The following is a 13222-nucleotide window of genomic DNA, read 5'->3' as shown; positions in this document are numbered from 1 at the left end:
AATATCGAATAAGGTTTGCCAGATGCTGATTATCCCCGCTATCGATCTCAAGGACGGCGCTTGTGTCCGCCTGCGCCAAGGCCGCATGGAAGATTCCACCGTGTTCTCCGATGACCCGGTGAGCATGGCTGCCAAATGGGTGGAGGGTGGTTGCCGTCGTCTGCATCTGGTGGACTTGAACGGCGCCTTCGAAGGCCAGCCGGTCAATGGCGAGGTGGTCACTGCGATCGCCAAGCGCTACCCGAACCTGCCGATCCAGATCGGCGGCGGTATCCGCTCCCTGGAAACCATCGAGCATTACGTCAAAGCCGGCGTGAGCTACGTGATCATCGGCACCAAGGCTGTGAAAGACCCGGCCTTCGTTGCCGAAGCCTGCCGCGCGTTCCCGGGCAAAGTGATCGTAGGCCTGGACGCTAAAGACGGTTTCGTCGCCACCGACGGTTGGGCTGAAATCAGCACCATCCAAGTGATCGACCTGGCCAAGCAGTTCGAAGCCGACGGTGTGTCCGCCATCGTTTATACCGACATTGCCAAAGACGGCATGATGCAGGGCTGCAACGTACCGTTCACCGCTGCGTTGGCTGCCGCTACCAAAATTCCAGTGATCGCCTCCGGCGGTATTCACAACCTGGGCGACATCAAGTCGCTGCTGGACGCCAAGGCCCCCGGCATCATCGGCGCCATCACCGGCCGCGCGATCTACGAAGGGACCCTGGACGTCGCTGAAGCCCAGGCTTACTGCGACGCCTACAACGGCTGAGGAACTGACCATGGCGCTGGCCAAACGCATCATCCCTTGCCTGGACGTCGACAACGGTCGCGTGGTCAAGGGCGTCAAGTTTGAGAACATCCGTGACGCCGGCGACCCGGTGGAAATCGCCCGTCGCTACGATGAGCAAGGTGCCGACGAGATTACCTTTCTCGACATCACCGCCAGCGTCGACGGCCGCGACACCACGCTGCATACCGTCGAACGCATGGCCAGCCAAGTGTTTATCCCGCTGACCGTGGGCGGTGGCGTGCGCACTGTGCAAGACATTCGCAACCTGCTCAATGCCGGCGCGGACAAGGTTTCGATCAACACCGCTGCGGTGTTCAACCCGGAATTCGTCGGCGAAGCCGCGCAGCACTTTGGCTCGCAATGCATCGTGGTCGCCATCGACGCCAAGAAAGTCTCCGGCCCGGGTGAAACCCCGCGTTGGGAGATCTTCACCCACGGCGGTCGCAAGCCGACCGGCCTGGATGCGGTGGAGTGGGCGATGAAGATGGAGGGTTTGGGCGCCGGTGAAATCCTGCTGACCAGCATGGACCAGGACGGCATGAAAAATGGCTTCGACCTGGGCGTCACCCGCGCCATCAGCGATGCACTGGGTATTCCGGTGATCGCTTCCGGCGGCGTTGGTAACCTGCAACACTTGGCCGACGGCGTGATCGAAGGCCACGCCAGCGCGGTGCTGGCGGCGAGTATTTTCCACTTTGGCGAATACACCGTTCCCGAGGCCAAGGCCTACATGGCGGCGCGCGGTATCGTCGTTCGCTAAACGCTGCTGGACACCATGGCGGGCGCGCGGCACTCTCTGCGCTTGCCATGGATTCCGGTAGCCTTCATGTTCAAGACCTTGTTGCTCGCCCTCGCCAGTGCCTCCGTGCTTATGGTCGGTACTGCCCACGCCGAAGAACCGTCCGAAGCCTCCCTTGTGTTGCTGACGGAAAACTTCCCGCCCTACAACATGGCGAAAAACGGCAAGAACTTCGCTAAGGACGAGAACATCGAAGGCATCGCCGTGGACATCGTGCGCGAGACCTTCAAGCGTGCCGGTGTTTCCTACAACCTGACCCTGCGTTTTCCTTGGGAACGAATCTACAAACTCGCCCTGGAAAAACCTGGCTATGGTGTGTTCGTGATGGCGCGTTTACCGGATCGCGAAGCGTTGTTCAAATGGGTCGGCCCCATCGGTCCGGACGATTGGGTGATGCTGGCCAAGGCCGACAGCAAGATTCAACTGGACGACCTCGAGCACGCCCGCCGCTACAAGATCGGCGCCTATAAGGGCGATGCCATTGCCGAGACCCTCGAGAAGCAGGGCCTCAACCCGGTCATTGCGCTACGTGACCAGGACAATGCGCAAAAGCTGGTGGATGGCCAGATAGATTTGTGGGCGACCGGTGATCCGGCGGGCCGCTATCTGGCACGCCAAGTCGGCGTGACCCAGCTCAAGACGGTCCTGCGTTTCAACAGTGCCCAGTTGTACCTGGCCCTGAACAAAGACGTGCCGGATGAAGTGGTGACCAAGCTTCAGGCGGCACTCGATCAGTTACGGGGTGAGGGTGTTGTCGATCAAATCATGGCTCGTTACCTCTAGCTCAGGCTCTGCTTGAGGGCGTTCTACCGGTTGATGCGCCTCATCGGCTAGTGGCTCAGCGTTTGGAGACTCGCTCATATAAACGTGATCGCCATTGTTGTAGCAGACGGCGCCTGACACTTGGCTGCCGTCCTGGCGCAACAGGCGGTATTCACTTTGCAGAAGGTAAGCCGCAACGGCTTTCTTCGGCGGAACGTAAGTGATGATTTCCAGCGGCGAGGAATGGCTCCAGCCTTTCGCCGAGCGTTGGGTGTGTGTGAAGTCACGACCCAAGTGCGCCGAAAAATTCAACGCGAAGGCGTGTTCGCTCACAGGCCACTCGTTGCACAGGTCGATGCTGGTATTAGCTGCCAGAGCTTTGGCATGTCCTCCTATTTCGCCTTTAGTGGCGGTCCACATGAACGGCTGACTGGTCGCTTCGGTGTTATGCCCGAAGCCTGTGAAAAGGTGACGATCCATGCGCTCCAGCCGATAAGTGGGCGAAGACTGAAACTGTTCGATCGCAGTCAGTTCCGGGTCTTTTACACAGAACCACGGCAGTTCGCACACCTGGATCGTGGGGGTGGTTTCATCAAGGGTTGGGCTTTCATGCCCGGTGAGGGCGGGCGGTGGTGGCAGGTCGCTGAATTGCGCTGACAGCGTCAGGCGTAGCGAATAGACCGCAAGGCTTGGCTTGGCGTAGCTGTCACTGCCGATGAACGTGCCGGGGGCCAGGTAGAGTTCGCCAACTGATGCATCGGGAGGGGTAATCGACCAGGCGCTCAAATCGTTGGCGGAGCCGCTACCTTTATCGTTCCAGATCAGTTCGCCCGCTTGAGCCGTCACCACCAGGTCTTCTCGTACACAGCGCACAGCATGGCGCGAGGGTTTGTCGTAGTTCATGCCGTACACCAGCCCCATCGCCACATAGCCTTCTGGCGGTATCGGGCGCCAGATGGACGCGTTGCTTCGCGCGCCCGTTCCTTCATCCTGCCACACCAAGTGGTAATCGACCGGCGGACGCAGGGCCGTGCCATTGACCTTATTCGTGTCGCTGACGACTGCGACGATCTTGTCATGGTTGATATTGCGATAGTGATCCACCGCAATATCACCCAAGGAGTAAAACGGGCTCAGTTCATCGGATGCAGTGCTCGGCCTCCAGAGGCCGACGGCTTTGTGCGCGCCGGACCCCTTGTCGTTCCACAGAGGTAGAAACTCGCTGGTAAAGCTGATGAGCAGGTCGTTGAATTGCAGAGGCTTCATGGAGGGCTCTCCAGTTGATTGGAGCATCAACTATCGAGTAGTTCGTCTGGCGCAGAGCGGTAGTTATATAGCGGGTGGGCGTGGGGCCTGTGTTGGCGTTTTACTTGCGCCACGTAAAGCCTGGTCGGGCAAGGGTGTACAGGTGACCGTGCACTCGCGGGTGGGTGGGTATTCGCTCCAGTACACACTGTCGCCGTCGGTGTAGCTGACGTCAGAAGCGACCTGAGTACCGTTGTGTCGCAGCAGTCGGTAGTCACTCTGGATCAGGTAAACCGCCACAGCTTTGTTTGCCGGGACTGCGGCGGCAATTTCGAACGCGGTTGACGTGGTCCATCCATTCGACGACGTTTCGGTATGCGTCAGGCTCTTGCTCAACTTGGCTGAGAATTTTATCGAGGAGCCTAACAGTGAAAACTGCCATTCTCCGCCGACTTCGATCGCGGTGGTGTTGGTGAGGGTCGTCGAATTTGCGCCGTTTTCTCCTCGGGTGGCAGTCCATTTAAAGGTCTGGTTAACCGAAGTCTGGTTATGCCCGAACCCGACCAACACGTACCGGTCCGAGCGCTCCAACCGATAGGTGGGCGATGTGCGCAACTGTTCGATCGGGTGCAAATTAGGGTCTTTTACCGTAAACCAGGCAATCTCGCAGGTGTGTGTGAGGTGGGCGGCCTCGAACGGCGAGGGTTGCCGATAGCCAGGGAGTGCGGGGGCGGGTGGTGCGTTGCTGACAGTCTGTTGTATCTGCATGCGCAATGAGTAAGCGGCAATATGGGTTGTGGGCTTGGTGTAACTGTCGGCACCCACAAACGTACCTGCCGAAAAATACGCTTCCCCTGAAGCGGCGCCTGGCGGGGCAATGTTCCAGGCGCTGAAGTCCTTGAGGGCACCGCTGCCTTTGTCGTTCCAGACCAGATCGCTGATGTAGGAAGCGATGACCAAGTCAGCTCTGACACAGCGGATGGCATTGCGCGACGGCTTGTCATGACCGATGCCGCACACCAGACCAAGCGCGACGTACCCTTGGGGCGGAATAGGGCGCCATATGGAGCCGTCGGCATAGGCGTTTGAGCCTGAGTCTTTCCACACAAGGTCGTATTCAACGGGCGCACTGAGAGCCCTTTGCAGCCCGACAACGTGTGTTTCGCTGACAACAGCGACAATACGGTGTTTGTTGACGTTGTCGTAGCCGCCAACCACCAAGTCCCCGAGGGGGAAAAAGTCATTGAGAAAGTCTGAGGACGGGACGGGGCGCCAGAAACTGACCGGGTTTTCACTGCCCGCGCCTTTGTCGTTCCAGAGCGGGCTGAACTCGGTGGTGAAGTTGATCAGTAGGTTTGAATAGCGGATTGATTCCATGGCAAAGCGAGTCCTGAATGGGTGAACCGTAAGGGCCAACTATTCAGGAACGTGCGTGCCGAGAAGGGTATTTATCTAGGCACCGGGAAATACGTGCCGTTTTTCCCATGTCCAGCCATCGCCTGGTTACTGCGCACGCTGATCATCAACTTGATATCAATCCAGTCGATGCCCTGGGCCTTGAGCTTGGGCAGTTCGCGCTCAAGCACCGCCAGGGTTTGCGGGTAAGGGTGGCCGATCATCACCACCGAGCCTTGTTTATGGGCCAGCTTGATTGCGGTTTGCAGCTGCGTGGTAATTGCACCTTCAGTGCGTTCGTCATCGAGGAACACATCCCGCGAGACATGGGCCAAACCAATCTTCTGCGCCTCGGCGGCCGCGACGGTTTGCGCGCTGGTGCGGCTGTCGACAAAGAACTTGTTACGCCGTTGCAGTTCAGCCATCAACCAGGCCATCGCCGCCGGTTGCGCGGTCATGCGGCTGCCCATGTGGTTGTTGATGCCTGCGGTGTAGGGCACAGCCTTGAAGGCGGCGTCCAAGCGTTTGCCGAGTTCTTCGATAGGCAGGTCGGGGTGCCAGGCGAAGGGGCCAGTGGCCGGGTCCATGGGCATGTGCAGGATGACGATTTTGCCGGCCTTGTGCGCTTCACGCGCGAATTCGGCGGCGTGGGGCGTGTCGGGCATGATTGCCGTGGTCACCGGCCCAGGCAGGGCCAGCACACGACGGTCCCTGGGCAGGTTTTGCCCCAGGTCGTCGATGATGAGGGTCAGGTAGGCTTTGTGAGGCTCATCGGCAGGGGCCGCTTGGGCGACCCCTGCCAGGCTGAGCAGCGCAGCGATGATCAGTGCAAAACGCATATCAACGGCTGCGGGTGATGCTCAGGCCTTTGAGCAGGCTCAGCGCCTGGGCCAGTTGGTAGTCATCGTCCTGCGGCATCGGCTTGGCTTTGGTGCTGCTGCCGGACGGCTGGTCGGCGCCGCCGTTGCCATTGCCCAAGTGACCTTGCAGGTCAGCTTCCTTGTAGTACTCGCTGTCGGCCTCGTTGGTGATCTTGGCCTTGCGCACTTCGATGTCCGGGACGATGCCCTGGGCCTGGATCGAGCGACCGTTTGGCGTGTAGTAGAGCGCCGTGGTGATCTTCAACGCGCGGTCGTTGTTCAGCGGCAACACGGTTTGCACCGAGCCTTTGCCGAAGCTGGTGGTACCCATCAGCACGCCACGTTTTTGGTCTTGCAGGGCGCCGGCGACGATTTCTGACGCCGAGGCGCTGCCGCCGTTGATCAGCACGGCCAGTGGTACGCCTTCGCTCAGGTCATTGCCAGTGGCCGAGAAGCGCAACTCGGAGTTGGCGATACGGCCTTTGGTGTAGACGATCAGGCCTTTGGTGATGAAGTGGTCGACCACTTCCACCGCCGCCTGCAGCACGCCGCCTGGGTTGTTACGCAGGTCGAGCACGATGCCGTTGAGCTTCTTGCCGTTGTCTTTGCGCAGCTTGGCCAGGGCCTTGGCTACTTCGTCGCCGGTCTTGACCTGGAACTGGGTGATACGGATGTAGCCGTAGCCTGACTCAAGCAATTGGCTCTTCACGCTTTTGACAGTGATGGTCGCGCGCGCCAAGGTCACGTCAAACGGGGTGCCGCCGTCGCGTACCAGGGTCAGGGTGATTTTCTGGCCGAGCTTGCCGCGCATCTTGTCGACGGCTTCGGTCATGGTCTGGCCGCGGGTCGGCTGGCCGTTGATCTTCACGATCAAGTCGCCGGCCTGGATACCGGCCTTGGACGCCGGAGTGTCGTCGATTGGCGAAACTACTTTGATCTGGCCGTCTTCGGAGCCCACTTCGATGCCCAGGCCACCGAACTCACCGCTGGTGCTTTCCTGCAGTTCGGCAAAATCTTCCGGGCCCAGGTAGGCGGAGTGCGGGTCGAGGTTGCTGAGCATGCCCTTGATGGCATTTTCCAGCAGGGTCTTGTCGTCTACGGGTTCGACATAGGCAGCCTTGATCCTGTCCATGACCTCGGCAAAGGTGCGCAGCTCGTCCAGCGGCAGCGGCGCCTTGGTGGTCGCGGCCGTGGCGGCGGGTGCAGCCACAGCGGCCTGGTCGGCAAAAGCCAGAGGCGCGCCGATCACCAGGGCGATCGTCAGGGCCAGCGAAGTGAGGCGGGACAAATGCAGCATGTCGAACGAACTCCTAATGTAGATGCGACCCTATCCTTGGGAACGGCACCATTGTGCGGGATCGCTCGGGCGACCCTGCTGACGAATAGCGAAGTACAGCGCCGGAGTGTCCTGGCCACCACTGTTACCGACAGTGGAGATGGATTCACCGGCTTTTACAACATCACCTGCCGACTTGAGTAAAGTCTGATTGTGGCCGTAAAGGCTCAAATAGCCATTACCGTGGTCAAGAATCACCAACAAACCGGCACCGCGCAGCCAATCAGCAAACACCACACGCCCGCCGTGAACGGCGTGGACCTGGCTGCCGGCGGCGGCGCTGATCATCACCCCATCCCACTTGGCGCGGGTGTCATCGCCACGGGTTTCACCAAAGCGTGCCAGCAGTCGACCATCAACTGGCCATGGAAGTTTGCCGCGAGCTGAAGCAAAAGGGCCGCCGAACGACTCGCCACTGCTGGAAACCAGTGGGCCAGGGGCTGCATGCGCCGGTTTACGGGGCGCCGGGGCGTCGGTGGTGGCTGCCAGTTCGGCCTCACGCTGGCGCTTTTTTTCGGCTTCCTGCTGGGCGACCAGCGCTTTTTGCCGCGCTTCTTCGGCCTCACGTGCCTGGCGGGCCAGGGTTTCTTCGATGGTTTTGAGGACTTTGCCCAGGTCGGCCTGGTCCTGCTCGCGGGCCTGGAGTTTGGCGTCACGGGCTTTCACGTCGTTATTGAGCTTGGCCAGGGCCAACTGGCGGTCCTTACGCACCGTGTCCAACTGGTCGCGCTGGGCGTCAAGGTTGCTTTTCTGGTCGAGCAACTGTGACTGCTGGTCGGCAATTTCTTGCTCGACATTGGCCAGTTGCCGCAGGGTTTCGTTAAAACCCTTTAGTTGCGCCAGGCGTGCCTTGCTCAGGTAGTCGTAGTAGGTGAGGGTGCGGGCGAATTTTTCCGGGTTCTGCTGGTTGAGCAGCAGCTTGAGGTATTCCTGGCGGCCGCTCTGGTAGGCGGCGCGAGCCTGAATTGCGATCAGGCGTTGCTGTTCAACGCGGGCGCTCTGGAGTTTTTTTTTCTCAGCGTCGAGTCGCTCCAGTTCCGACTCGCTCTTCTTTAATTCTTTTTGCAGCTCCTGGACCTGCTTCTCCAGCTTGCCCATCTCGGTTTCCGTGCCGCGCAGGTCTTTCTGCACCCCGGATTTCTCTTCCTGGAGCTTGCCGAGCAGTTTTTTCAGCTCGGTAATGTCCTGACGCGTAGCGTCCAACTGTTGTTGGGTTTGCGCGCGCTCATCGGCAAAAGCCGGTTGGAGCAGGCAGACAAGAGCGAGGGTAATCAAGGCGCGAAGCATAGAGGCGGGCGACACCAGGGAAAGGGACGGCCTAGTATGCCCGCCAAGCGCGGCAAAAAAAACGCCCAATTCGGGCGGAGGAGCAAGATAGGTGCCGAGTGGTGGGCATATTGATCGTTCCCACGCTCTGCGTGGGAATGCATCGCGTGACGCTCTGCGTCACCAATGCGCAGAATTCGGGCTTGGTATTGCAAGTGGGACGCAGAGCGTCCCCGGCGGCATTCCCACGCAGAGCGTGGGAACGATCAGCGGTTACACCAGAATCGAAGTGCCAGTCATCTCGGCCGGCTTCTCCAGGCCCATCAGTTTCAGCATGGTCGGCGCCACATCCGCCAGCACGCCACCTTTACGCACTTTCAGGTCGCGCTTGCCGACATAGATGAACGGCACCGGCTCGGTGGTGTGGGCCGTGTGGGCTTGGCCGGTGGATTCGTCGGACATCTGCTCGCAGTTGCCGTGGTCAGCGGTGATCAGCGCTTCGCCGCCGACTTTTTCCAGGGCGTCGACGATGCGGCCGACGCACAGGTCCAAGCATTCCACGGCCTTGATTGCCGCTTCCAGATTGCCGCTATGGCCGACCATGTCGCCGTTGGCGTAGTTGACCACGATCACGTCATAACGCTGATTGTCGATGGCGTCGACGATCTTGTCGGTCACTTCCGGCGCGCTCATTTCCGGCTGCAGGTCGTAGGTGGCGACTTTTGGCGACGGGATGAGGATGCGCTCTTCCCCTGGGAACGGTTCTTCACGCCCGCCGGAGAAGAAGAAGGTGACGTGGGCATATTTCTCGGTTTCGGCGATGCGCAGCTGGGTCTTGCCGTTTTTTGCCAAGTAGTCGCCCAGCACGTTTTCCAGGCTGCCCGGGGCGAAAGCCGACGGGGCCGGGATGTTGGCGGCGTATTGGGTGAGCATCACGAACTCGACCTTCGGCTGGCGTGCGCGTTCGAAGTCCTTGAAGCCGGCATCAACGAACACATGGCTCAACTCGCGGGCACGGTCGGCGCGGAAGTTCATGAACACCACGGCGTCGCCGTCTTCCACTTTCACCGGCTCGCCGAGGGTGGTGGCTTTGACGAATTCATCGCTCTCGCCACGGGCGTAGGCGGCTTCGAGGCCTTCCTGGGCGGTGGCGGCGTTGAATTCGGCCTGGCCGTTGACGATCAGGTTGTAAGCCTGGGACACACGGTCCCAGCGGTTGTCACGGTCCATGGCGAAGTAGCGGCCTACCAGGCTGGCGATGCGGCCTTTGCCCAGGGCTGCGAAGGTGGCGTCGAGCAGTTCGATGGACGATTGCGCGCTTTTCGGTGGGGTGTCGCGGCCGTCGAGGAAGGCGTGCAGGTAGATCTTGTCGGCGCCGCGCTTGAAGGCCAGTTCGGCCATGGCGACCAGGTGGTCCTGGTGGCTGTGTACACCACCATCGGACAGCAGGCCCATGAAGTGCACGGCCTTGCCGGCGGCGACTGCTTTATCTACCGCCGCGCAAATGGTCGGATTCTCGAAGAACTCGCCGTCACGGATCGATTTGGTGACACGGGTGAAGTCCTGATAGACCACTCGTCCGGCGCCAAGATTCATGTGGCCGACTTCCGAGTTGCCCATCTGGCCGTCCGGCAGGCCGACGTCCATGCCGGAGCCGGAGATCAAACCGTTAGGCACGGTGGCGGTCAGGCGGTCCAGTACAGGCTTGTTGGCCGAGTACACGGCGTTGTCGTGGTGGCTTTCACTGTGTCCGAAGCCATCGAGAATTATCAGGACCAAAGGTTTAGGCGTAGTAGTCATAGATCCTCTCGCGGCGCTAATAAGGAAGACAATTGAAAAGGGAGTGGCAGTTTAAAGCGAAGTTCCGACCACGTCACCGCTTTACGGGGGTTGGCCGCCCCCGGCGGCTGTGTATACTTACCGCCATTTTAACGCCCTGGAACCTCCTTGATGGTTGATCACCTGATTGCATTTGCCACTGCCCACTATCTGCTCGCGGGTGCCTTCGTCATCCTGCTGGCGCTGCTGATCGCTCATGAAATGAGCCGTGGTGGCCGCAGCCTGAGCACGTCGGAGCTGACCGCGCTGGTCAACAAGGATGAGGCCGTTGTCGTTGATATTCGCCCGGTCAAGGATTTTGCCGCCGGCCATATCGTCGGTGCCCTGAACATTCCACAGGACAAGCTGATCGCACGCCTGGCCGAGCTGGAAAAACACAAAGCCAAGACCATCATCCTGGTCGACGCCCAAGGCCAGCACGCCGGCACCCACGCCCGCGAAATGCTCAAGGCCGGTTTCACCGCCGCCAAACTGTCCGGCGGTATCGGCAGTTGGAAGGCCGATAACCTGCCGCTGGTGAAGTGATATGAGCCAGGTTGTCGTGTATTCCAGCGATTGGTGCCCTTACTGCATGCGGGCCAAGGCCTTGCTGGAGAAAAAGGGTGTTGCCTTCGAAGAGATCAAGGTCGACGGCAAACCTCAAGTGCGCGCCGAAATGGCCCAGAAGGCGGGACGCACGTCCGTGCCGCAGATCTGGATCGGCGCCAAGCACATCGGTGGCTGCGATGACCTGTTTGCCCTGGAGCGCGCCGGTAAACTCGATGCGCTGCTGCTCGTCTGACTCCTAAACCCTAAAAGACCCCAAGATCAAGAAGGATCTGCGATGACTGACCAACAGAACACCGAAGCAGCAGAAGCTCAAGGCCCACAGTTTTCGCTGCAGCGGATCTACGTGCGTGACCTGTCGTTCGAAGCGCCGAAAAGCCCGGCTATCTTCCGCCAGGAATGGACTCCAAGCGTTGCGCTGGACCTGAACACCCGCCAAAAAGCCCTGGAAGGTGACTTCCACGAGGTCGTGCTGACCCTGTCGGTTACCGTCAAGAACGGCGACGAAGTGGCCTTTATCGCTGAAGTGCAACAGGCCGGTATCTTCCTGATCCAGGGCCTGGACGAAGCGTCCATGAGCCACACCCTGGGCGCGTTCTGCCCGAACATCCTGTTCCCGTATGCCCGTGAGACTCTGGACAGCCTGGTCACCCGTGGCTCGTTCCCTGCGCTGATGCTGGCTCCGGTGAACTTCGATGCCCTGTACGCTCAAGAGCTGCAGCGCATGCAACAGGAAGGTTCGTCGACCGTTCAGTAAGCCGACGATGTAAAAAAAGCGCCATAACCGGCGCTTTTTTTATGCCCTTGTAGGAGCCGGCTTGCCGGCGATGAGGCCCTTGAAATCGATGTAATGTTCGAGGTCGCTATCGCCGGCAAGCCGGCTCCTACAGAGTGAGAGGGTGTTATTTAAAGCCTAGCTGGCGCCAGCCTTCGTAGACGGCAACGGCGACGGTGTTGGACAAATTCAAGCTGCGGCAACCCTCGCGCATCGGCAAGCGCAGGCGATGGCCGTCGGGCAGGGCGTCGAGCACTTCGGCCGGCAGGCCACGGCTTTCCGGGCCGAACAGGAAGGCGTCGCCTTCGGCGAAGCTGGCATCATGAAACGGCCGCGAGCCCTTGGTGGTGAACGCGAACAGGCGTGGGTGGCCCAGGCTTTCCAGGCAGCTGGCCAGGTCGGCGTGGCGCTTGAGGGTGGCGTACTCGTGGTAGTCCAGCCCGGCGCGGCGCAGGCGCTTGTCGTCCATGTCGAAGCCCAGAGGCTCGATCAAATGCAGGTGGCAGCCACTGTTGGCGCACAGCCTGATAACGTTGCCGGTATTCGGCGGAATTTCTGGTTGAAAAAGGATGACGTGAAACATGCACGGCTCCGAAGGCAAAGATGCGCTGCATTCTACCCCCGAAGAGGACCCAAGGCCGAAGCTATTGCCGAGGGTTATGGGCTCATTGGCGATTGTCGGCCTGATGATCGGCTTGATGATCGGCCGCCTGACCACCCCGGACCCGGTTGAGCTGCAACAGGTAGAGACGGCGACGGATGGGATGATGGTGTGGTTCAACAGCGAACCCAAGCTGCACGGTGAGCATATCGACGGCACCGTGGCGCTGCTGTTCGACGCGCAAGGCAAGGCTGCCAGCGGGCAACTCAAGGTCAATGACAAGGATGTGAACTGGCGCGTGCGCAAGACCGACGGCGGGTTGCTGCTGAACCTGGTGGCGGCTCGGCCGTTGCGCGGGGACTGGAAAGGGGAGAAGGTCGATGGCCGCTGGCGGCTGGAGATCCGTCTCCAAGAGCAATAAAAGAGGGAATCCCCGGCCTGCCTGTACCAAGGTTCCCAAAACGGGCTGGGGCTATGGGCGGCGTGCCGCATAAGCCCCGGGTGTAAAGAAGGGAGTTCCCGGCCTGCCTGTACCAGGGCTCCCAAAACGGGGTGAAGCTTTAAAGGCTTCGGTGTTAAAGAGGGAGTCCCCGGCCTGCCTGTACCGAGGTTCCCCAAAGCGGTGTGGAGCGCGACGCGGTTCGCATCAAGCACTCCGGGTGTAAAGAGGGGATTCTCGGCCTGCCTGTACCAAGGTCCCCGAAACTGGGTTGTACAAGGGTTATTGCAGGGCGCGTGCCAGAACTTGCAATTTGTACCGAAAAAAATTCCCAGAAAGCGCAAAGCCCCGGAATACGGGGCTTTGGTGTTTTTGGTTTTCAGATTTTTCTCAGCGTGGCCGAGATTTTAAGCATTGCATCCGTGCGCGATGCCGGTTCGTGGTGCATTGAAGCGGTGCACGAAGATCGGGTTTGATCGTTCCCACGCTCCGCGTGGGAATGCATCCTGTGACGCTCCGCGTCATGACTCTAAAAGCGGACGCAGAGCGTCCAGGGCGGCATTCCCACGCAGAGCGTG

15 protein-coding genes are annotated in these 13222 nt (G+C 60.1%); 8 read left to right on the top strand and 7 right to left on the bottom strand.

Translation table 11 applies throughout. The features are described from left to right. Positions 1 to 22 precede the first annotated feature (22 nt). From hisA to BFL40_RS02840, 3 genes are all read left to right on the top strand, one after another. Positions 23 to 760 carry a 1-(5-phosphoribosyl)-5-[(5-phosphoribosylamino)methylideneamino]imidazole-4-carboxamide isomerase gene (hisA, locus tag BFL40_RS02850; protein ID WP_029295899.1) on the top strand — a complete coding sequence of 246 codons (738 nt, stop codon included), beginning with the start codon at positions 23 to 25 and terminating at the stop codon, positions 758 to 760. 10 nt (positions 761 to 770) lie between these two features. Beyond that, entirely contained in the window at positions 771 to 1541 is a 771-nt protein-coding gene (gene hisF, locus BFL40_RS02845; protein ID WP_003171107.1) for an imidazole glycerol phosphate synthase subunit HisF, read from the top strand. Positions 1542 to 1607: 66 nt separating this feature from the next. Further along, positions 1608 to 2363, top strand: coding sequence for a substrate-binding periplasmic protein (locus tag BFL40_RS02840; protein ID WP_071482603.1), 756 nt, complete (start codon positions 1608 to 1610; stop codon positions 2361 to 2363). Here BFL40_RS02840 and BFL40_RS02835 read toward each other — a convergent pair. The 6 genes from BFL40_RS02835 to gpmI form a co-directional block, all read right to left on the bottom strand. After that, positions 2316 to 3608, bottom strand: coding sequence for a Vps62-related protein (locus BFL40_RS02835; RefSeq protein ID WP_071482604.1), 1293 nt, complete (start codon positions 3606 to 3608; stop codon positions 2316 to 2318). The two genes, BFL40_RS02840 and BFL40_RS02835, sit on opposite strands and share 48 nt — an antisense overlap. Positions 3609 to 3671: 63 nt before the next feature. Continuing rightward, positions 3672 to 5003 carry a Vps62-related protein gene (locus BFL40_RS02830; protein WP_256254330.1) on the bottom strand — a complete coding sequence of 444 codons (1332 nt, stop codon included), beginning with the start codon at positions 5001 to 5003 and terminating at the stop codon, positions 3672 to 3674. Between the two features lie 32 nt (positions 5004 to 5035). After that, positions 5036 to 5821 (bottom strand): divergent polysaccharide deacetylase family protein, encoded by a 786-nt coding sequence (locus tag BFL40_RS02825; protein ID WP_071482606.1) that lies wholly within the window; start codon positions 5819 to 5821, stop codon positions 5036 to 5038. 1 nt (position 5822) lies between these two features. Then, the gene (locus BFL40_RS02820; protein WP_071482607.1) at positions 5823 to 7139 is read right to left on the bottom strand and encodes a S41 family peptidase; all 1317 of its coding nucleotides are present in this window, start codon (positions 7137 to 7139) and stop codon (positions 5823 to 5825) included. Positions 7140 to 7169: 30 nt separating this feature from the next. Next, positions 7170 to 8465, bottom strand: coding sequence for a murein hydrolase activator EnvC family protein (locus BFL40_RS02815; RefSeq protein WP_071482608.1), 1296 nt, complete (start codon positions 8463 to 8465; stop codon positions 7170 to 7172). Between the two features lie 252 nt (positions 8466 to 8717). Beyond that, complete coding sequence (gene gpmI, locus BFL40_RS02810; protein ID WP_071482609.1) at positions 8718 to 10244, bottom strand: 2,3-bisphosphoglycerate-independent phosphoglycerate mutase; 1527 nt, start codon at positions 10242 to 10244, stop codon at positions 8718 to 8720. A 150-nt stretch (positions 10245 to 10394) separates the two neighbouring features. Between gpmI and BFL40_RS02805 the strand changes: the two genes are divergently transcribed. Genes BFL40_RS02805 through secB form a run of 3 tightly spaced genes read left to right on the top strand, consistent with a single transcriptional unit; the run spans position 10395 to position 11586 of the window. After that, positions 10395 to 10808, top strand: coding sequence for a rhodanese-like domain-containing protein (locus BFL40_RS02805; protein WP_071482610.1), 414 nt, complete (start codon positions 10395 to 10397; stop codon positions 10806 to 10808). Position 10809: 1 nt separating this feature from the next. Beyond that, positions 10810 to 11064 carry a glutaredoxin 3 gene (gene grxC / locus BFL40_RS02800; RefSeq protein ID WP_010213876.1) on the top strand — a complete coding sequence of 85 codons (255 nt, stop codon included), beginning with the start codon at positions 10810 to 10812 and terminating at the stop codon, positions 11062 to 11064. Between the two features lie 42 nt (positions 11065 to 11106). After that, positions 11107 to 11586: a protein-export chaperone SecB gene (gene secB, locus BFL40_RS02795; protein WP_071482611.1), complete on the top strand. Its 480-nt coding sequence runs from the start codon at positions 11107 to 11109 to the stop codon at positions 11584 to 11586. Positions 11587 to 11731: 145 nt separating this feature from the next. Here secB and BFL40_RS02790 read toward each other — a convergent pair whose 3' ends face one another. Next, a complete protein-coding gene (locus tag BFL40_RS02790) occupies positions 11732 to 12187 on the bottom strand; it encodes a tRNA (cytidine(34)-2'-O)-methyltransferase (RefSeq protein ID WP_003171120.1) in 456 nt (151 codons plus the stop codon). Here BFL40_RS02790 and BFL40_RS02785 point away from each other — a divergent pair. Together BFL40_RS02785 and BFL40_RS34000 are read left to right on the top strand one after the other, a co-directional pair. Further along, complete coding sequence (locus tag BFL40_RS02785; RefSeq protein WP_071482612.1) at positions 12186 to 12626, top strand: hypothetical protein; 441 nt, start codon at positions 12186 to 12188, stop codon at positions 12624 to 12626. The genes BFL40_RS02790 and BFL40_RS02785 overlap by 2 nt on opposite strands. A gap of 314 nt (positions 12627 to 12940) precedes the next feature. Beyond that, positions 12941 to 13120 (top strand): hypothetical protein, encoded by a 180-nt coding sequence (locus BFL40_RS34000; protein WP_176999959.1) that lies wholly within the window; start codon positions 12941 to 12943, stop codon positions 13118 to 13120. Positions 13121 to 13222: the final 102 nt, after the last annotated feature.

The organism is Pseudomonas costantinii, from assembly GCF_001870435.1.
Classification (GTDB): domain Bacteria; phylum Pseudomonadota; class Gammaproteobacteria; order Pseudomonadales; family Pseudomonadaceae; genus Aquipseudomonas; species Aquipseudomonas costantinii.
The sequence above is the reverse complement of the archived record's forward strand: the minus strand, read 5'-3'. Positions and strand labels throughout refer to the sequence as shown.